Here is a 20304-nt window from a genome sequence, read left to right on the forward strand (position 1 = left end):
AATCCCCAGGGCAGCCTCAAACAGCTTGGCAGTCATCAATTCACTCGTCCAGGTTGATCAAATTGGCGTTAGCTTACCCACTCAGATTTCAAGAGAGGCAAGAATCTCTTTGGCTGAAGAACTTTCGCGATGGCCTCGACCGCCAGAAGTTGCAGGTGGAACTAGCACATTCAGGCTCAAGAATACGGCCAGCCAATATCGCATACAACGCGCGTTTGCAGAAACGTCTCGAAGATCAGCCGGATGCAATGAAATGGCTGATCAAAACGCGTGGATATTCGCCTGAGATCATCAAGTACTTTCGCCTCGGATTGACTGAAGCGTATGTTCCCAAGGGGCAAAGTGAACCGTTGACAGAGAACGCGCTGGCAGCACCATTGCTTGACCGTACCGGACAATTTCTTGGGAAATACGTGAATTACGCGATCCCTGGCGTCACCGAAGACAACCGCGATCCACCAAGAAAGGCCTGGAGCGCCGGCGTACCTAGGGCGTACTACAGCTGCAAGGTAACAGATGCCTATACGGCCCTGTTTGTATGTGATGGCCCGAAAGACATGTGGGCTATCTGCACTGCCATCGCAGGGACAGAGTTGTCGAAGCGCCTTCTGATTGTCACCAGTACTAATGGAGGCGGTGCATTCCCCCAGGAATGGCGATCACCGGGGTTTTGGGATTCTTGGGGATGCGTGTATCTCGGCCACGATTGCGACGTGCCCCATCCTAAGACTGGCAAGAGTGCCGGCGACGAGCACGCTAAGGCTATCGCACGGTTGAGCTACCGGGAAATGCGGCGTGTCTGGCCTGTTGGCCACAAAGACTGGAACGATTTCTTCCTGGCTGGAAAATCGGCTATGGACTTCGAGCGCTTGCTACTGGAGTCGTTTCCCCTGGATCTTCGAGCACTAGAAGAGGCGGACGTCAACAAGGGCTTGGGCTACAACGCTGCAAATCCAGTTTCTATTGCCGGAACCTTTCATGGCGGCTATCTGTATGAAGTCGTTACGCTCCTCTATGCGGAGCTAGACATGGATAGTTCACAACGAGTAGAACGCTATCGGACCGTGGTAATCCGCTCCGACCGGACACAGCATGTTGCAACAGATATGCCTGCGCCGAAAGGAACACCTGCGCACCAGATCGTTAAGCGGCTATGGCCAGATGGAACCCTAATAGATGCAGAACCCAAAGCATCGCTCTATGCGACATGGAAATGGTCGTCAATTCAAGATTATCTGAATGGGCGTTCCAAAGTCCAGAACCTTTCCAACTTGGTTTGGCGCATCCGGCAACACCTGGCGGCAACGGTTTGGCTGCCATTTGACGATGACTTTATGCTTCTAGCCTGCGCTATCGCTGCAAGCTATGTCCAGTCGACGTTCGACGCCGTGCCACTGATCCTGGTGACGGGGGCGCGAGATAGTGGGAAGAGTCAGCTGGGTAACGCCATCAGCGAGGTCGCCTGCAACAGTCCACCTCCTGTAGGGCAGGTTAGTGCGGCCACGATTGCGCGCATCATTGATATGACGCGCGGATTTATGGTTATGGACGATCTGGAGTCCATCGCCAACAAATCCAATGGTGATGCTCAGTTTGACGATTTAATTCAGAACTTGAAATTGTCATACAAGAAGACCACGGCGACAAAGTACGTGACAAACATGAAAACTGGCAAAGTGGAGAAACTGAATTTCTTCGGTATGAAGTTGATCAATAACACACAAGGTGTCGACAGCATCCTCGGATCACGGATGTTCACAATTACAACTCGCGCTATGCCGGAAGGTACAAGCCTATCGCAAGAGAAGCGGCTAACCCCAGACGAGCGCGATGAGTTGCGAAACGACCTTCATACATGGGCTTTTTGTGAGGTAGGAAAGGTTGTCCAGATGTACGCGATGATTTTCCCAAATCGTTCCACTCGGTCCGAGGAAATTTCAGCGCCCCTTCGAGTTATTGCTGAATTGTCCGGCGATAAGGAAATTCAGAGTGCCCTCCAGCGCGTATTTGAGCGACAGGTGAAGTTGGATGCAAAGCCGGAGACTGCAGAGGATATCCTGCACGAGGCGCTTGAGAGCATTCTTGAGGACGGTGTCGTGAAATGGGGACAAGTGCGAGCGGCAGTCTGTGTCACGGAGGTAATCATGCGCATGTCCCTTTTTGCGGATCGCAACTTTGGCAAAAGCCGCACTACTGATCTAAGCTACATCGAGAGTCCGGAATGGGTGGGCCGGCAGTTGCGTCAGCGCTATGCCGAACCGCGCAGTCCTCCTTTACGTATTCGCCTTTATGGCAAGTTTTTAAGAGGTTGCCAGCTTTCCGATGAATTTGTCGAAAAGACGCTGACAAAATCCGGGCTTCTAGAGGCCAAGACCTCCAGGTCGGTTGAACTTCGAGACTTTTGCAAGCGCTGTGCTGGATGTGAGTATGCCGGTATTTGCGAAATGCGAGCCGAGCGTGTGAAAACGGAAAAGCTGGAATAGTTTTTCGTATCCCATCTGGCCAAAGACCTGGCACGATTTGCCGCTGCTTCGCTCTCGAAATATCTTCGTCACCAGCTGTCTCACGACCGCAGGCGACAGTAGGCCCGCGCTGGAGAACCTACTGATGCTCATGGCCGGGGTTGGCAGGACCATAGCGGTGCCTACTGCACTTCCTCATCTATGCGACGCTATTGGACGGGCCCCAGCCGACCTCTTCGAGGACGGGAATAGCGTTTGGGAGGCAGAGACTGTCCTGCCCCCTTCCGCCATACCAATCAAATTGAGGAAGCCCGGGGTTGCAAGGTTAATCGATCTGCGTGGTGGTTGAAGTGGATCGAGCTGCATCGCCAGCGCGCTGTCGATGCAACTCGGCGAACCGGGCCGGCGGGATGCGCCCCAGGCTGCTGTGGGGCCTGACTTCGTTGTAGTCCTGCCGCCAGGTGGCAATGGTTGAACGAGCCTGATGCAGCGTCTGGAACCACTGCTCGTTAAGGCATTCGTCGCGAAACTTGCCGTTGAAGCTCTCGATGTAGCCGTTCTGCATGGGCCGGCCTGGCTGGATCAGGATCTGCTTGACGCCGTGGCTATGTGCCGAGGCCATCAAGGCTCGGCTGGTGAACTCCGGACCGTTGTCGGTGCGCACGGCCAGCGGTTAGCCGCGAAAGACAGCGGCACGGTCGAGCAGCCGGGTGGCGTACTCACCCGAGATGCCCCAGTCAACAGCGATGTCCACGCACTCGTGGCTGAAGTCATCGGCCACCGTCAGACATTTGATGCGCCGGCCGTTGGGCAGGCTGTCACTGACGAAGTCCATGCGCCACACCTCGTTGACGCCCTGGGCCAGCTGCAGCGGCACGCGTTCCGAGGCGGGACGCCTGACCTTCTTGCGCCGGCGCACGGTCAGGTGCAGATGCTGGTAATCATTGGCCATCATTCCGGTAGACGCTAACCACCTCGCTGGTCTTGACCATCAAATGTCGGCTTCGGAGAAGAATCGATGTCTCCTTAGGGCCCAATGCAGTCCTACGGTCGGCAAGAGCCGAAGACTGCTTCGCAGCGGGAGCGACCGGTCATTTCCGAGCTTTGAGCGACAGCTATGGGCCATGAGTGGTCGCTGGTCAATGACTGCTTAGGAGCTGTTCGATTTGGTGTAATGCGCGGTCACGTGATCAGCGGTCATCGTCGGCATCAGACTGAAAGCGGTCATGAGCTCCGATGACGAAATTCCGGCTGGTGTGTATCTTTCCCACAATGCCTGCATATTGTTGGGCGAGTATCGGTGGTACCTGCTTCGACAATCGCAGCGGTAACAACGGCTGTGGGGAGGGCGAATACTCCTATGCCGAACACAGAAATGAGGCCAGCACATAGTTTCCCGAGCGGGGTGATCGGAATCATGTCGCCGTACCCGATGGTCGTCAGTGTCGTCATCGCCCACCAAAGGGTATCGGGGATACTGGAAAACACTTTGGGCTGTGCGGTGTGTTCGACTTGGTACAAAACTGCTGCAGATGCATAAATGCACAGAACCATCATGACCACAGCCACGATAAGCAATTCTCTCCTTCTGCTTAAAGCCGTACCGACACGCGCCAAGGACTGCTCGAAGTTCGCCATGTTGAGAACCTTGAGCAAGCGAACCATTCGCGCCACTCGAAGAAATCTCAAGTCTACCGATGACCAGAACGTCAGAATGACGATCAGGTCAAGTATTGGAAGTGGGCTGAGCGCATACCTGAGCCGCCCTCGTACGGGTTGCGAGTATCGATCCTGCTCAACGCAGACCCAAAGTCGCGCCAGATATTCAATCGCAAAGATGCTCGTGGACAGGACTTCGAATGTCAAAAAGTAGGGGCGATAAGGCACCCCTATCGACGGCAGAGTCTCAACTGCTACAAAAAGCGCATTGGACACTATGAGCGCTGCTAAGAGGTAGTTGACATACCTAGCCCAAGGGTTTTGGGGAGAAGGTTTATGCAGGATGTGAAATAGTCTCTGCTTAAAATTATTTTCCATTCGCCGTCCCCAGAGTTATTCGACTATTCGTGCGCGCTGACTTTGCGCTCACGAAGAACACGAGCCAGCTCGTCAAATCCGCCGTCTCTGGAACACATTAAATAAATATCTAAACCCCGTCCGGTAGTCAGTCGCAGCTCGTTGTACCGGCACAAAGGCATTTCGCGGTTGTTTTTGAAACGTCGATCGGGACAGCCCTTTTTGTTCACATACTGCCAAGTCTTGCCCGTGATGGTTGCGTCGGAAGGCACCGATTCGCTCTCTACAAAGGTAACCGGTGAGTTTTTCACCTCAAGATCTGCGTAGTCGATCGCGCCCACCGTCTTGCCCTGAAACGCCAGAATCCGGTCTGGGTAGAAAGCCAATGTAATCTTCGTCGCCTGCAAGATTGGAACAACGACATTGGCAATGACACCGGGGGCTTGGCCGAGCACGCAACTGGCATTTGTCAATTTCAAGCCACTCGACGCTCCCGCTGAGTATTTCGTATCTGCGTAGGCGGAGGTGGCAGCAACAGCCTGGAGCTTCCGGGAGCTGGCGGCAGATTGGGTGCCCGCCGTTATTGCTTCAAAATGTGCGGTGGTTGCGCTATCCGGTTCAAAAAACAAAACAGTCAGTTTGCGCATCTTGTCCCGCCAATGCAGCCAGATAACGAACGCGATACTCAAAATTACTAGCCCCGGCATAACGAAACCTGGCCAGGCATTGCTGACATTTTTCAGGAGAATCAATGAGAAGGCCAAGGCGCCGGCAGCGAATGGCCACAGCACTGTTTTCTGTCGCTGCTCATTCATGGATTGAATCAAGGCGTCGCCACTGGAGTCCGTCAGCTCGAGTACGCTTTTTTCCTCGTGCATGACTGTCGCAATGATGTTTGGCTGCGGCGTTGCCTCTAAATGCTGACTCGGCATACGAGCCGGCTGGCCAAGATTTTCGGCCGGCTTGACGCCCGCGCCCAAGCTCTTGCGGTAGCGAAAACCCGCCATTCCTCCGGCTATGTAGGCACCCCTCGGACCTGTACCTATCCGCAATCCTGGAATGCCGACTGACATTCCAATGCCGCTTCCGGAAAAATTGAACCTGACTGCACCAAATTTAACGCTTTTAGCGAACGAAACTCCCATGTGCGCTCCCTCCCTATTTTTTTGCGAGCTGTCTAGCCTGGAAGACGTATATATCCCTCTGCGTCGATGATTTTTTCTTGCCCCTTGAGGCTCTCGATGGCCAGCAAGGCCCGCTCCACAGCTGTCGCAGTCGCAACTGACATGCCCACTGAGCGGCATACAGATTTGGCTACGTCCAAACGGGAAGAACTGCCCGTCTGCTGCAATACGTGTAGTACCAGGGAGGAAAGTTCTGCGACGCAGACTTCGTCGATATGCCGCTTCGATCCCATGGTGTCGTCCGCTATCCGGAAATAGCTCAGAGATCCGGGTTGAACGGCTTTGGGCCAGTAGAAGGTGTTTGAGCCTTCCTGGGTTTTTCCGGCAGCAGATGGAGTCAGAGCGGTCAGACGCCGCACTATCCGCTGACCAGTGCGTTCAAGTCCCCAAGCCCGCGCCACTTTCTTGAATAAGACAACTTCGGACACGGGGCCTTCCACCTCGATGATGTCTGCCAGTTGTTCAGCCAACAGCGACGCTACTTTGTAATCATAGAACGTATCCGGGCTGCCTGCGCTCAGCTCTACCGAGGTGTAGACAGGAACGGTGGGCTGAGCGTTTTCATCAGTTGGAATTGCCGGCGGCGTTTCCTGCGCTGCGTCTGTCTGGGGAACATCCAGCAAAAATGATTCTTCTGGTTGTTCCTCGTCTGTCAGGAGTGCCTGCAATCGTTCAATGATTTTCTTGATCTCGCCCTCGGGGTTGAGCCACCAGTCGGTTGACCAAATGCGGTGAATGCGCCAGCCCAGCTTTTCCAAGATGTGTTGTCGCAAGCGATCACGATCACGGGCAGTTGCTCCAGAGTGATATGTGCGGCCATCGCACTCAATACCGACCAGATACCGCCCCGGCGCTCTTGGGTCCACCACCCCAATGTCAATGCGGTAGCCTGAACAGCCCACTTGGGGATGGACTTCCCAGTTGTGGTTCCTCAGAATCCGGATGACCGCCCTCTCAAACGGACTGTCGGGCTCCAACCCCGTCGGCAAGCTTTGCTCGACCAGCGCGCGGGGACCCTTGATGGCAAATTCCAAGTAATGCTTCAGATCGCGAACCCCGGCTGCCCTCACTTTAGACAATTCAATTTGCTCAGGCATCAGAGAGCTGTAAATGACGACCGCTTCCCGGGCGCGGGAAATGGCAACATTCAGCCTGCGGTGGCCCCCCTCACCATTGAGTGGACCGAAATTCATCGTCGTCTTGCCAGCGGCATCAGGTCCAAAGGTAATGGAGAAGAAGATGACGTCGCGCTCATCTCCCTGAACGTTTTCGAGATTTTTGATGAAAAGCGGCTCCTGGGATCGGCTCGCAATGGCGCGGTCCAGCGCCTGGCTTGAGCGGCGCCGTGCGTCAAGAAGCGTTTCGATCAGGGCCTGTTGAGGTTGATTGAAGGTGACGACACCGATGCTTAGATGGGTCTTGGAAGGCGTCAGGTAATGCTTTTCAATGCCCTTGATGATCGCTTCGGCTTCAATTCGATTGGTTCGGGTCGCCCCGCGGTCGTAGATCCCGCCTACCCGTTCAAATTTGACCGCGACGTCATCAGTTACTGGAGACGGGAAGGTGACCAGGCATGACTCGTAGTAGTGGATGTTGCTGAAGGTGATGAGGCTCTCATGGCGGCTGCGATAGTGCCACTGCAGACTCAGGCGGTTCATCCCCGCGCCAAGGCATTCGTCAAGAATGCTCTCCAGGTCTTCAACTTGTTCTTCACCGCCACTGTCCGAATCCGCGGACTTGCTGAAGAAATTCGTTGGTGGCAACTGTTTGGGGTCACCGACCACAGCCAGTTGCTTGCCTCGCGCTATGGCGCCCACGGCGTCCCAGACCGGGATCTGTGAAGCCTCGTCAAAGACCACCAGATCAAACGGTGCATAGCCCGCATCGAGATACTGGGCGACGGAAAGCGGCGACATGAGCAGGCAGGGTTTGAGCTTTGGCAACAGGGTTGGCAAGCCTTGTACCAACTGACGCACCGGAAGGTGTTTGCGCTGCTTCTGCAGCTCCCGCCTCAATCGTCCGAGTTCACTGTCTGCGCCGACCATTGCCCCGGTGGCTGTTGGAATTCGTCCGGAGAGCGTGGCGGCGATGTATTTTTCAGTGAGCTTCTGAAATTTGGTGTCCGATTGGCGAAACTCGCGGATTTTCCGCTCATGGTCTGCGCTGTGGAAGCTGCGCAGGATGGGGTCAATATCGATGATTTTCTTCAACCACCAATCGCAGTAGCTGAAGTCAAAATGCGCTTCGACGCTGGCGAGGTCGATGGCGCCAGTTTCCAGATCAGATACCAGGCCTTGTAGCCCCAGGGATATCGCCTGGTCCCGGACACTGCGCCACAAGCACCAGGGTCTGAGCTTTTGCTTGGCCAGATTCCATCCAGTGAGTACACCCTGAATGCGTGCCAGAGCTGCATCCGCTCCCGGAGGACCGGCGATCGGAGCGACAGGTTGGGCCAAGGTGTCCAGGATGTCCATTTTCTGGCGCACATCACGCCAGGCATCCCTGTACGCCAGTAGCGCCCGTCCGACCGGACCCGCAGGCGTCAAGTGCGCGCGGTTGTCACTGACCAGGGACTGAAGGTTCAAACGCAGCGAACTGATGGTTTGAGGATCTACTCCCGCAACGCGGGTGACGGCATTCGTAAACGCCTGAGCCCACTGCTCATGCAGAGTTAAAGACGCCCAGTCGGTTTGCATGCCGTTGTAAGCCCCTTGCAACACTGACTCGGCTTCGGCGTGCATGGTCAAAAGGACCTGATCTTCGCCGTTGACGTCGGCCAAAGCCTCGATCATCCTACCGATCTGATCGGCCGCTGGACGAATGTTGTCAGTCCGAAATCCAATCAGCCTTCCCGAAAAAGCTCTCTTGGCGAACCAGGACTTCGGCCACCATGCCAGCTTGGCCTCTGCCCATTGGGAGTTAAGTTCCGAGGCATTCAGCTTTGCCAGTTGTGGCGTCCAGCCTGTGCCAGTCTTAACCCAGTGCGCGCTGCGGGCGGTTCCGTGTTTCGCAAGAGACTGGACCATGGCCCGCACCCGCGTGTCATGGGCTTGCCGGGCAAGCCCCTCCGGGACTTTTGGCGCGGCCAGAAGCACGTCTGCCAGTTCATCCAGGGCGGCGTAGCCTTCAAGGCTCAACCCTGAAGCTGGATGCTTGATGAAGTCGCCGACGGCCTCGGATTTCTCAATAAGAATCCGGATAGAGCTGTCCAGAAGCTTGGACGCAGAGCCCAATTCCTCACTCCAACTCGGCGACCATTCCGACTTTCCAATCGCGGCAAGCGGGTGTCCACTCAAAAGGCCAAGATCCTGTGCCATGGCGGAAATGCGCCTGGACGTTTCCCGAAGCCCGTCAAGCTGCTCGTGGGAATGGGTGAGGGCATCCGCCCATGGCATGGGGGACGGATCTTTGCTCGATGACTGGATGCAAACACCGATCGCTGAAAAAGCGGTCAATCCATTGGAATACGGCTTGTGAAGGGCCTCTACAAGCCCGTTCAACTCCCGCCGCAGTTGGGCGAGGCGCTCGGCCTCACGGTCCCAGTCGCTGGCGGTACGTTCCCCAACGATGTCCAATGCCTTGCCAAGCTGCTGGATGACGTCGCTCTTTTTTGCCTTGGCAGAATGGAGCTCCAGGCAAAAAAGTCCAAGTCCAATATCATTGAGCCGGCGATGAACCACTTCCAGGGCAGCCATTTTTTCGGATACAAACAAGACCGTTTTTCCCTTGGCCAAGTTATGCGCGATGAGATTTGTAATGGTCTGGCTCTTGCCTGTGCCCGGGGGACCTTCCAATACAAGATCCCGGCCTGCATCAATGGCGCAAATGGCTTTTAACTGAGACGAGTCAGCCAGTAATGGCGCCAGGATATCTCTTGGCTGGTGGGTGTTGTCCAGTTTTTCGAATTCATCGTTGTATGGTTCGCGAGCGAAGGCCTCCCCTGGATTCTCTATCAGGTGCTTGACGACGCGATTACCTTTGAGTTGCTCAGTCCGGTCTTGCAAGTCTTTCCACATAAGGTACTTCTTGAAGGAGAAGATTCCCAGATGGGCTTGTTCCAACACCTCCCATTTCGCGATATCCCGTACGGCAAGGCGAAAAGACTGCAGCACTTTCCCAACGTCGATACCTTTATCGTCAGTCGGAATAACTTCCATGCCAGCCACCCGCAGCTCAAAACTAGTCCTCAGCAGTTGCAGCAGCGTTGGATTGACGATGGCTTCATCGTCGTGCCTGCGAAGACGGAATCCGGAACGAACAGACTGCCGCTCCAGGATCACCGGAATCAACAGGAGCGGCGCCAAGTGCTTGGCTTCAGCGTTTTCCGCTTCAGTCCATTCCAGGAAACCTAGACCCAAGAAAAGCGTGTTGGCACCGCCTTCCTCAAGCCCCGTTCGGGCAGCACTGAAGATGGCCAGAAGATTTCCGTCAAGCACATCTTGACCAACGTTGGCCAATAGCTCATTGTTATTCAGCGCCTCCAAAGCCATGTCATCCAAAGCCGCGCGGCCAGTGCGATTGACATGAACTTCCGCGGAGCGAGGGTCACTACCCTCCATGATTCCGGGCATCGGGCGAATACGGAATTCAGAATCATCCGCGAGCGCGTCTTCGATGCGCCCCAGATCAGGGGCAACGATCTGCAGCGTTGACTTGGTCGGCTTGAAATTCAGGAGTCGGTTCCGAAGTGTCAAATCCAGGAGTTTGGATTTCCAGTTGGCGAGGCGTCCCTCTGGCGTGTCTACCGCACCCAGGTCGATAGGGGTGAGGAATTCGGGGTCCAGCGCGGGCAGTGCAGGGGTGGGCTCAATGCTGCTCGGCTCCTCTGAGTCGCCCGCAGGAAGGAGCTTGCTTATGGTGGAGCGCGATGGCAGTGGCTTGATCTGCACTTCTCGGGCTCGATGGATGTCGATCGCGTACCTGAACGTGTCTCTTTCTTGGAGATGCTCTTGCCCACGTTCAAGGGCAATTCTCAAGGACAGACGCCGGCTATGGTGCAAAGCCGCACCTGTCGTTTCAAAAGCCAGGAATTCACCCGTGTCGACCCGTTTGCGAACTGCTTGCACATCGTCCAGGAGGGGATCTGGAAAGCGGGCGGAGTGCAACCATACGCCGACCCATGCATGGCCCTCCTTGAATAAGACGACCGGCCGCAATCCCGCTTGTTCAAGGCAGGAGCAAAACAGCATGGTCAAGTCCAGGCAGGTTGCAACCCGACCCTCCAGGATCCGGTCTGCGGTCCGGATTTTTTGGCCACCTGTACCGAAGGACGCTGGGGGTTCTGCGTACTGAAGGTTTTCGGCACTGATGGTGCTGTAGATGGCAGAAACTTGTTTCCAGACAACGTCGCGACTCTTCGACTGATAGCCGTTCATCGACAATTCGTTGTGCTGGGAACGCAAAAGCTTTGAAGCTTTGCCCAGAAGTACATCCACCGCCGGGTTGTTTGGCATACAGAAGGCGGCCAGAAGTTCTGGCAATGCCCTAGTGCCAGCCCACTGGTCATACGCCAATACCTGGATGGCCTGGGATTTGGACGCAATTTCAGCTGCTCCGGCGAGCACTGAGACCGTGATGGATGCGTTGACGGACTCCTGAAGGTCTGCCAGATAAGAGTGATCGGGTTGGAGTTCAATTGGAGCGATTCGCCGCGTCTCACCAGGCGCCAGTCTTTCGAATCGAAGCTTGGTGCCTTGGGCGAATCCTGGATTACAAGCGATCAGTACTTCCAAGCCTTCCATCGCATCTTCACCACGGTTGGTTAACCGCAGCGACCGAATGACCGGAATGGAGTTCTGGATTGACGCGTATCCGAGCGTGGCATCGGATTCGATTTCAATAGCGACGCCTTGGGGCGATGCATACTCTGCAGGGCTTGCAACTGCAATTTCAAGTTCCATCTCGAACGGCCTCCCCCGATCTCGCAATCTTTGCTCGTCTCTGCCCGTTTCACACTGTAACAGTTGGAGGGCAAACGCGCGTGAGAACGTTGCTAACTACTACGGGAAAACACCTCCTCTAAATAGATGAGGCGACTTCAGATCGGGATCACCATACTACTCGGGACAATGGCAGAATTTTTCCCGCTGCCACACTCTCATCATTGCTTTCGGCCTAGTCGGGCGACGGCTGCGTCGATGTTCGAGACAACGAGGGGAATCACGGCGCCGCGCTAAGTGGGCAAAAACGGCGTCTCGCCGCGGGGCTCACCAATGGCCGCCTCTAAGCACGCAAATTTCTGAGACATTTTTTTCGGAAGGGCTGCAGCCTTAGTTCATTGATGCTGCGTGGTGTGCTCGGAAGGCGCCATTAGTGACGGTGAAACGGAAGTCCTTCATGTTGGCCCGATGACCTTATAGAGCGAAAATCCTGCAGGTAAGGGTTTCGAGCCCCAGTCCATCACGATTGCCACGCTGTGACGCGCACGCGTTAAGGCGACGTAGAATTTTGCTCGACTCTGAGGCTTGAGTTCTCCTCCCTTCAAGAGCCATTGGCGCATCGGTTCCGTAGGAATAATGACCACATGATCAAACCCTCTGCCTTTTGACTCGCCGAAGTTCATTGCTGGTGATTGCCTGTCGACGCCCGCGCTGTCGATGCGGTCGCGAAGCTGCATGGGGCGCACTGTTGCCAGGTAGTGCGCGTAATCGGCAGTTCTCAAAATAAATAAGCCAGCTCTCGTCTCCGATGGAGCACGGCACCGAACACACTCGCAGGCCAGGCTTGCGGACAAGTCGGGATAAAGGCCTGATGACACCGCGCAAATCTCAACGCTGTTGCGATGCGACCGACTCAGAGTCGTCTCATCAATTTCAATCGATACTTTCTTGGGAAGTTCCTGCTGCAAGAACGGAACAATGCCGCCGTCTGCGTACTTGGCATAGCGCCGCTCGTGATGGGTGAGGTAGGTCACCTGTCGCGGATCACCGACCATGAGCAGGCGCGCAGAACTCTTGGCAAAGGCCTTCAGGATGTCGAGATCGTACCCTGCCAGATCTTGAACCTCGTCAACGAAAACCTGCGGAAAAACGCGGGCAATCCGATCAATCACTGCCCCATCGCTCTTGTCGTTGCAACGTATCACTAGCTTTGAGAGCTTGTCCGAGTAGACACGCCGTGTGGAGTCGAAAAAATGCTTTTCGATTTCGTCCTCCGGCCACGGCACCCCGATCCCTAGGCTGTTGTAGTAGTGGATCCCCGATTGAGACGAAACCAGCTGCATGCCTGAAACAGAGAAGTCGAACAGGCCGCCCTGAAAGGGCTTTACGCCATGTGTGATCAAGAAGCTGAACCAAGTCATGATCGTGATATTTGCCGGAATACGGCCCACACACCCGTAGAACTTCTGACGGATCTCCGCCTCGTTGGACTGGGTGTAGGTCATGATCAAGACCCGTTCGTTCTTGACCTTGATGGCCTCCTCGACGAGGTAAGTGGTTTTCCCCGAGCCAGCTGCGGCAATGACGATCTTATTGGCGCCCATCACGGCGTAATGGCCTTAGTGATGTAGTCCGGATAGTTGATCGCTGTCTTGGAATTGAAGATCGCCAGGGCGGTCTCAGTCTTGTTGGCCTGCATGTGGATACGAAGCTCGTCGTCGGTCTTTTTCGAGGTAGCGAGAACCCCATTCAAAGCCGCCAAGTTGTTTGCCTGCAGGAGCTTAGGTTCAAGCGTGTTGTAGTTATATGGCTTGTCCTTAGTCTTCAGGGGGCCGGTATCTACGACGGGATCGAAGCAAATCTTGATGGTATCGGAGCGGTCGTAGTCGGCATATTTCGCAGCGACTGCGGCGACATCACCGTCATTGTCGGTAACGACAGCAACTGGGATTCGCAGTTTATTGGCTAATTCGAGAAATCTCAGAAACGCCGTGCCGACGGAAATGACGTCGATGCCATCCTGAATTGGCAGCCGCCCCTTGTTGGCGTCCATGTAAGCTCGCTGGACGACCAGCTCGTCCGAGTCACCCTCCACTAGTACTGCCTTGCGCGCGAGTGCCAGCCGCAAGGTGTCATAACCCGCTAGTTTTTTGAAAAAATCGCTGGCTACCAACTCCGAGATACGCGCGACCTTTCCGTCTCGGAGAACGATCAAATGTTCGAGCCCCAACTTGTTGGCCACGAAACTGCTGTGGGTGGAGATGATGATTTGTTTCTGGCCATGTTGATCGGTCAAATCCGCGATTAGCTCGTTTAAGCGAGTGTGGGAAAGGTGATTTTCCGGCTCTTCCAGCAGAATGGCCGTAGCCTCGGCGTTTTTCTTGGCACTTAGCGCAAGCTTGGTCTTGATGACGCACTGCTCACCCTTGCCAATGTACTGAAAAGGAATGAGATCAATATATGTCATCAGACTGTTTTCCCACGCAGTCTGAGAAGACAGGTCGACAGCAATGCTGACGGCCTTGTTGCTGATCTTTGCAGCGCTGGTAATCCGTTCGTTGATAACTTGTAGATTTTTGTCGTCGACAAAGGCATCCTTTAGCTTCCGATGAGCTTGGGAAATCGATGCACGCTCATGCTCTTCAAGAACATCGCGAATGATCCGAGACACATAGACATCCGAGCCGTTTTGCAGTCGAGTGCTGGATGAGTCGATTAACGCGGATTTGATAGGAATGTTGCGGGGCGTAATGCCTTTGCGCGCGAAGGACTTGATGCCGACGGTGTAGTACTCGACTGGGATGGAGCGTAGTTCGCCTGCCTTTACCAGCTCGTCGTAGGCATCTTTGTAGTTCTCCTCGTCGAACTCAATTCTATACACGACACCGCTGACCTTAGCCCTCTCCGAGTTCCCGTCACCCTCAAGTTCCGCCAATTCGCTTGAAGACCCCGAAAAGAAAAGCTCTATCGTGATCGCGGGTGGAGGGAGCGGTGTAGAGGTACACAGACTCTTCACGTATTTCTCCTGAGTTGACAGGTTGAAGAGATAGCCGGCTTGGTCGTTTTTCAGGGAACGGCCGTTCAATAACCCCGTCAGCGCCAGCTGGATTGCTTCCAAGATGGTCGTTTTGCCTGACTCGTTGCTACCAACGATGATGTTTAGCCCGTCATTCAAGACGAGCGAGAAGGTGTCCTCGTAACACTTGAAGTTGGTGATTTTTACCTTGGTGATTCGCATGCGCCCCCCCCCTCCTGAACGTCCGTGTCGGCATCGAGCGACGCTGGCTGGCTCGAAGTATAGGGGACGGCTTCGTGCAGTGGCGAACCGCGCACTTGGTGCTACCTCTCCTGGGGATCGATTGAGGCGGACATTATGCAATCCGGGGATCCTGCGCACTGGCCCGGATGCTTGGGGCGCAACGATCTTTGAGCCGCGGCTCTGCGCTGCGTGACGCAATCGCGGAAAAGTAACCTTGATCGAGAACTGTATGTGGTTTCTGGCATCCGCAGATGTCGGCTTAAGGGCGGTGAATTCGAACCACGCTACGCCCGCTTTGTCGTCGAAACCAGTCGGTGCCTGACGACGGATGAAGGACCGCATTCAGTCTGTAGCTGACTGTCGCTTGGGGTCGCGCCAACGGCTGCTTCTGGCTGAGAGCAGATATCAGCATATGCAACAAGGCCCGGAGTAATAACTGTTGCCTCTACCCATCCCTTTCGACAATGCTCACGTGACTGTCGTTAACGGAAACGATGAAATTTTGACACCGCTCTGTGCCGCCGGCATCTGTGTAGTGAATGGTCAGGGGTTGGGTGAGAGGTGTGGTACCGCGGCTGATGAATACGATTGGATGCTCTAGCCGCGACGAAAACTCGGCGAACTCTATTGCGCTTGCGAGCTCCAGGATCCCCGGAATCGGCTCCATCAAAATCCTCACGCTAGCGCACCCTGGGCCTTCATTCGTCAAGGCTCCCTTAACGATGTGTTCTCGTTGATAGTCGCGCATGGCGAGCCCGAAGCGAAAGCGCGGTTGCATCTCTCGAATTGCCTGCTCTTCGCGTCGCTTGGCTTGGGACACTTTTGATGCGTCGGCTTTTTTGCGCGCCTCTTCAAGTTCCTGAATTCGGAGCTCAAAATCTTTTCGCTGCAACTCCACCATTGCGCCCGCGTGCATTGCGGCTGTGCGTAACTCCTCGGCCTGCAGGAGGAGAGCGGTACTGTTTTGCCGCAATTCAATGCCCTGCTGGATGAACCCAAGCACAAGCCACGCGAACGCCAATGGTGAGAATGAACCGGAGAGAAAGTCGCCTAGGTTGTTTGGTTGCATTACACGGATTTCAGCCCATCGACCGACGCTATACCAAGCGAGCGCAGCTAGGTAAATCAGTGTAAGCGCACCGCCAGCGATGTATAGCCAACGCCCTGGAATGTTCTTGTCAGCCTTGTTCATTCCGCAAGGGTAGCGCATTTGCACAACGCTGAGTGTCGGTTTTCCAGCATATTCTGGCAATCGGTTTGAACATCTGGTTTTGGCCGAATTGTGTCATGGTGACTCCTTCTGAACTGGGCCTGTTACTGTCCTTGGATTCTGCGGAAAGCAGTCATCGAAAAGGCTGCCACTCTGGGCAACAAGATTTCGGACCCCGTATTCTCGGTGCCAGGAGGTTACAGAGGGATAGGAAGCGCACCCTAGAATGGTGATTTCAAATGATGAGCCTCAGATGACCACCGCCAAGAAGCAAACAGCATTCAACCGTGCCCTCACTCCCAGCGCCGAGCTGGCCGCTGTGATCGGTGCAACGCCTCAACCCCGCACAGAAGTGGTGAAGCTCATGTGGGAGTACATCAAGGCCAATAACCTGCAGAACCCGAAGAACAAGCGAAACATCTTGGCTGACGCCAAGCTCAAGGCCGTCTTCGGAAAGGATGAAGTCACCATGTTCGAGATGACCGGGCTGGTGGGCAAGCACCTGAGCTAACTGGACATGACGGGGCCCTCGGCAAACATCGATGCCAGGAGCGCTTCGCGCGTTCCGGGCACGGCGAGCGTGAGGGCAGCTCGCACTGCCATCGCCAAGGTCAAACTCGGATTACAAACGGGCAGCTACCGCCTCCCGGCGAGTGCCATGTCTTCAGGCAGCGTCCCCTAATGGCCGTATTCTGCCATCTAGGCCAATGTCTATTGGTTGAACGATAGTATCAATACTCTCTGACACGCACGTCACTAATTCACACGGGCAAGACTTGAATATTTAGGAATACTGGTCAACGACTATCGGCACAGATGGTCAACTTGACTGGAATACGCAGTCAGGATTACTCTGGGCGTTTGTTTTCGATCCACGCGTTGATGGAATTAAGCCGCTGCTCATGGGTGCGATCTAACGAGATGGCTGCCATCATGGGCCGAATTGATCCCATATGCCATTGGCTCTCCTCGAATTTATTCCATCGACGCGATGCCCACTTCCAGTCGAGATGCAACTCGCCAAATTTCGCGCGTTCCTTGTCGTCCGCAGCGATAGCCAGACCCTTTCGAAGACTTGCCGCAAGGAGCGCACGAGTTTTTTTGTAAGACTCCCATGTGTGCATATTCATTTCATATTGCGTGAGTGGCTCGCCTGCCCAGACTGAAGACCAAAGAACGGCGTCCAGGGCTTCGGTAAATTTCGAGACTGCATTGAGCGACATGCGGGCATCTTGAAAATTAACCTCGTATTTGGTAGCCGCTTCGTGGGCGAGTATGTGCCGACTGGTAAACGTCTTCGCTAAATCCTCCCAAAGCGCCTCCACGTCGGCCACCACTCGAACCTGATCCGCATATTCGTTTCGCTTGGCCCTGGGGTTCACGGCGTTGCGAATGAGCTCTTTGAAGTTGTCTCCAAGTAGTCCTGTCAGTGGGACTTCCAAGCTTGAAAGGGCGTAAAACGGAAGTGAGTGGGCGATGAATTCACCTAGCGTCACCGTCTTGCGATGCAGTGAGGGCAAAACGTCAACCGCAGACTTGAGGCGGTCTTTTGCCAGTACCAGTCCCCGCTCAAGATAAGGACTTCCAGCGTTTATGGTCAGTGAAACAACAGATTTAAAGTGGGTTTCCAGGACTGCAATGGCCGCTACAGGGAAGTGCCGGTAGAGCTCGGCGTCAGCTTCCTCTCCGAGCTTGTCTAAGGATTGCGTGAGGCTCCCCAGCCGCAGCATGCTGTCGTATTGCTCACCCTCAGCAGTGCCGCCGTGCATTCGAGAGCGTGCCGCACGAAGTTGGATCTCCAGCTCTTCATTTTTTGTCGCCATAAGGCCTCCTGGCTAATTCTTTTGCCTAGATTACCTCACACGCACAAGGCCGCATGTTCCTGGATGATCGTGGCACGCAAAGTGCAAGAGATCGGAAGGGCCTAGTTGGGGGTCATACACCCTTACGCAGGCACTGGGTGATGGGTTAGCCAACGTTAGCTACTGCTCGACAATTGACGTGATCCTCTCCCCATAGGCAGCCTCACGCCATTGGCCGAACGAATCATGGCGCAGGGCAAATAGCCACAAAATGTTCACCGCCCGTGCAAAGCGTACGGAGGGCCGATACACTACCCGTAGTGCTTGAAAACACTCCAGACCCTAGGTATAGTGTCCGGGCGAATGAAAAAGCCACCCCATTACTGGGGCGGCCTATTCACCGCAACCGTCTCCGGTCGCGGAAGGTTTGAAACTCTTGCGAGTTCCGTTGTGGTGACGATATCTTCGCATAATTTTCCTGCTTTTCAACACTGGGGGTTTTTACAGTATGTTGATAAAGGTAATTAGAAATGAAAGTAGAAATCGTCGGCGTTAGTAACCGGGGTAACGCCTCCCGGGAGTTCGTACATCTTCAAGCAATAGAAGATTGCGATCTTAGGTTTTATATGGTGGCGGACAGCAGTTATGTTGACCCGCAACATATCTCCAATAAACTGAGAAATCACTTCTGGTTCCCTGCGGCACAGGTGAAAGCGAAGGAACATATCATCCTTTGCACTGGTGTTGGAGTTAACAACACCACAAACAGCAATGGGATGACAATCCATTGGTTTTACTGGGGCCTTCATCGCCCGGTGTGGAACGATGGAGGAGACACCGCCGTCCTATTCGAGTTGCAAGGGTGGACGAGTAAATCCGTACCATCTGGGGGGCTGCGATTAGCCGCCTGATCGAGGCACGATAGGGTGCTTCAGGCCGCTCTCTTGAGTTTGAGAGCGGCCTTTTTCGCAGCTAATTTTTGCTAAGCGCTTTTTCACGGGAGCACCTTCGGCTCGCCAGTACAGAACGATTCAGCACCGTATCTGAAGATGACCGAAATTACCGGTCATAGGCCAATGGGCGACCACTTGGCAGCTATGTGCGCAGATTCAATCAAGGAGTTTTTTACGCCCCGCCGAACCTGCGTTGCTCGTCAATCTCATGCATCTGCGCGTTGAGATAGACCAAGCGATCAGCTAAGTCCGTGGCCTTCGCTGGCACCTCCTGCACAGGAAAAGTGCCGGTAGACATGCCACCATAGGTGAAGTTGACAAAGTCCGCACATCCCTCCGCCCTAAGTGCTTCACCTCGAATTGCGGCCTCTATGCCCTGATAGGTTTCAGCCTCGCTCACCTCAGTGGATCCAAGGCAAGCCCTTGCGAGGTAAACGCCCGGCACTTCCTTGTTGATGTGTACGGTCAAAATCATTTGAGTTCTCCTACGAAGAGTTTGCCATGGGGGGCTTCGAGATCGTCTCCTCCAATTAGAGGAGGCACCGGATGGGCGCACATGCCACTATGTGTGACAAGCGCTGGGGACACCCATGAAACTGTTCTGTACCGTTGTTCTGCTGCTGGTGTGCGGGCTTGCCCTCAAGCTTTGATCCTCTTCATGGTGATCATCAGAAGCCCGGCCGCGAGTAGGTCCAGCACCACCCAGACCTCTTTGTCGAAATGCACCTTCAAAAACGGGCTAAACAATATGGCGACCAGGCCGAAAACTGTGGCCAGCGTAATGCGCTTGCGCTGTACGGCAACGACAGCTGCCCAGACAAAGACGATTGTTGCGACGATGCGCACCAACATGTAGAAGCCGTAGGGGAGGGGGGCGGCAGCGACAATCAATATGCCTATTGCCGCGAAGATGACCTGAATTGGCACGATCGGCTCAAAGGATATAGGTGTATTGCACGCGCTTCGATTTGAGCAAGTACCAGCTCCACACGAACGCAGGCAACGATGCCGACAAGAGAATGGCGATTGTCTCTGGCATCGGCAACGTCTTGCCAAAAACTGCAATCGGGATAGCGACATTCATCACGAAGACGCCTACCGGGCCCATTACCCAGAGAGCCAATATTGTTTGATTGATGATCGCCATGCGTCGAGAACTGTACAGCCGCAAGCCGGTGCTGATGCTTATTAGGCAAATTACCGCGAAACACCACCAAGAGCTGGTTTTAAATTGTGCCCACCTGGCGATATTCAGTAGTTCAGGTGTCTGATTTTCAGCGGCCAGAATGTCGGCGTATATCCGGCCGGCGCCAAGGAGTGGTCCTAAAAAAACGAGCCCAACAACAAGAAGACCAAGCCAGCCGCCAACCCCCGTTTTTACGTGATCGTTGATTGATTCAGCATCTGATTCCGGTTCAGGAAAACGTTTGGAGGTTATTGTGGCTCTGTTGAATTTCAAGTGGGTTGCCCAGCATGAGGGTTGATCACGCTGAAGTCGAGTTTGCCGGCGATCAAGAAGATGACAGTTTTGATCGTGGC

General features: G+C 54.6%; 13 protein-coding genes and 1 pseudogene. 3 read left to right on the forward strand and 11 right to left on the reverse strand.

Annotated features, from left to right (window positions below; translation table 11 throughout):
- Positions 1–62 precede the first annotated feature (62 nt).
- Complete coding sequence (locus B7X65_RS23015; RefSeq protein WP_293596566.1) at positions 63–2483, forward strand: hypothetical protein; 2421 nt, start codon at positions 63–65, stop codon at positions 2481–2483.
- Positions 2484–2787: 304 nt separating this feature from the next.
- On the opposite strand, the pseudogene B7X65_RS23020 reads toward B7X65_RS23015, so the two are convergent.
- From B7X65_RS23020 to B7X65_RS23050, 7 genes and pseudogenes are all read right to left on the reverse strand, one after another.
- Positions 2788–3312, reverse strand: a pseudogene (locus B7X65_RS23020) (integrase core domain-containing protein); the annotation flags it as partial.
- Positions 3313–3686: 374 nt separating this feature from the next.
- Positions 3687–4499 carry an ion transporter gene (locus B7X65_RS23025; protein ID WP_293596567.1) on the reverse strand — a complete coding sequence of 271 codons (813 nt, stop codon included), beginning with the start codon at positions 4497–4499 and terminating at the stop codon, positions 3687–3689.
- A gap of 23 nt (positions 4500–4522) precedes the next feature.
- Complete coding sequence (locus tag B7X65_RS23030) at positions 4523–5623, reverse strand: DUF4236 domain-containing protein (protein ID WP_293596568.1); 1101 nt, start codon at positions 5621–5623, stop codon at positions 4523–4525.
- 32 nt (positions 5624–5655) lie between these two features.
- A complete protein-coding gene (locus B7X65_RS23035; RefSeq protein WP_293596569.1) occupies positions 5656–11562 on the reverse strand; it encodes a DUF3320 domain-containing protein in 5907 nt (1968 codons plus the stop codon).
- 434 nt (positions 11563–11996) lie between these two features.
- Positions 11997–13145, reverse strand: a complete 1149-nt coding sequence (locus tag B7X65_RS23040) for a UvrD-helicase domain-containing protein (RefSeq protein ID WP_293596576.1) — start codon at positions 13143–13145, stop codon at positions 11997–11999.
- Positions 13145–14779, reverse strand: coding sequence for an AAA family ATPase (locus B7X65_RS23045; RefSeq protein ID WP_293596570.1), 1635 nt, complete (start codon positions 14777–14779; stop codon positions 13145–13147). The genes B7X65_RS23040 and B7X65_RS23045 overlap by 1 nt, the downstream gene beginning before the upstream one ends.
- A gap of 466 nt (positions 14780–15245) precedes the next feature.
- Positions 15246–15992, reverse strand: a complete 747-nt coding sequence (locus B7X65_RS23050) for a hypothetical protein (protein WP_293596571.1) — start codon at positions 15990–15992, stop codon at positions 15246–15248.
- Positions 15993–16263: 271 nt separating this feature from the next.
- Here B7X65_RS23050 and B7X65_RS23055 point away from each other — a divergent pair, with 271 nt between their 5' ends.
- Entirely contained in the window at positions 16264–16521 is a 258-nt protein-coding gene (locus B7X65_RS23055) for an SWIB/MDM2 domain-containing protein (protein WP_056275206.1), read from the forward strand.
- A 337-nt stretch (positions 16522–16858) separates the two neighbouring features.
- On the opposite strand, the gene B7X65_RS23060 is transcribed toward B7X65_RS23055, so the two are convergent.
- Entirely contained in the window at positions 16859–17833 is a 975-nt protein-coding gene (locus B7X65_RS23060; RefSeq protein WP_293596572.1) for a lysozyme inhibitor LprI family protein, read from the reverse strand.
- Positions 17834–18342: 509 nt separating this feature from the next.
- Between B7X65_RS23060 and B7X65_RS23065 the strand changes: the two genes are divergently transcribed.
- Positions 18343–18723, forward strand: coding sequence for a hypothetical protein (locus tag B7X65_RS23065; protein WP_293596573.1), 381 nt, complete (start codon positions 18343–18345; stop codon positions 18721–18723).
- Positions 18724–18937: 214 nt separating this feature from the next.
- Here the strand turns inward: B7X65_RS23065 and B7X65_RS23070 are convergent, their stop codons facing one another.
- The 3 genes from B7X65_RS23070 to B7X65_RS23080 all read right to left on the reverse strand — a co-directional run bounded on the left by B7X65_RS23070 (position 18938) and on the right by B7X65_RS23080 (position 20224).
- Positions 18938–19240 (reverse strand): hypothetical protein, encoded by a 303-nt coding sequence (locus B7X65_RS23070; RefSeq protein ID WP_293596574.1) that lies wholly within the window; start codon positions 19238–19240, stop codon positions 18938–18940.
- Positions 19241–19404: 164 nt separating this feature from the next.
- Positions 19405–19692 (reverse strand): DUF6804 family protein, encoded by a 288-nt coding sequence (locus B7X65_RS23075; RefSeq protein ID WP_293596575.1) that lies wholly within the window; start codon positions 19690–19692, stop codon positions 19405–19407.
- Between the two features lie 7 nt (positions 19693–19699).
- Positions 19700–20224 (reverse strand): DUF2569 family protein, encoded by a 525-nt coding sequence (locus B7X65_RS23080; RefSeq protein ID WP_293596577.1) that lies wholly within the window; start codon positions 20222–20224, stop codon positions 19700–19702.
- Positions 20225–20304 lie beyond the last annotated feature (80 nt).

This window comes from Polaromonas sp. 39-63-25, assembly GCF_002278925.1.
GTDB lineage: Bacteria > Pseudomonadota > Gammaproteobacteria > Burkholderiales > Burkholderiaceae_C > Polaromonas.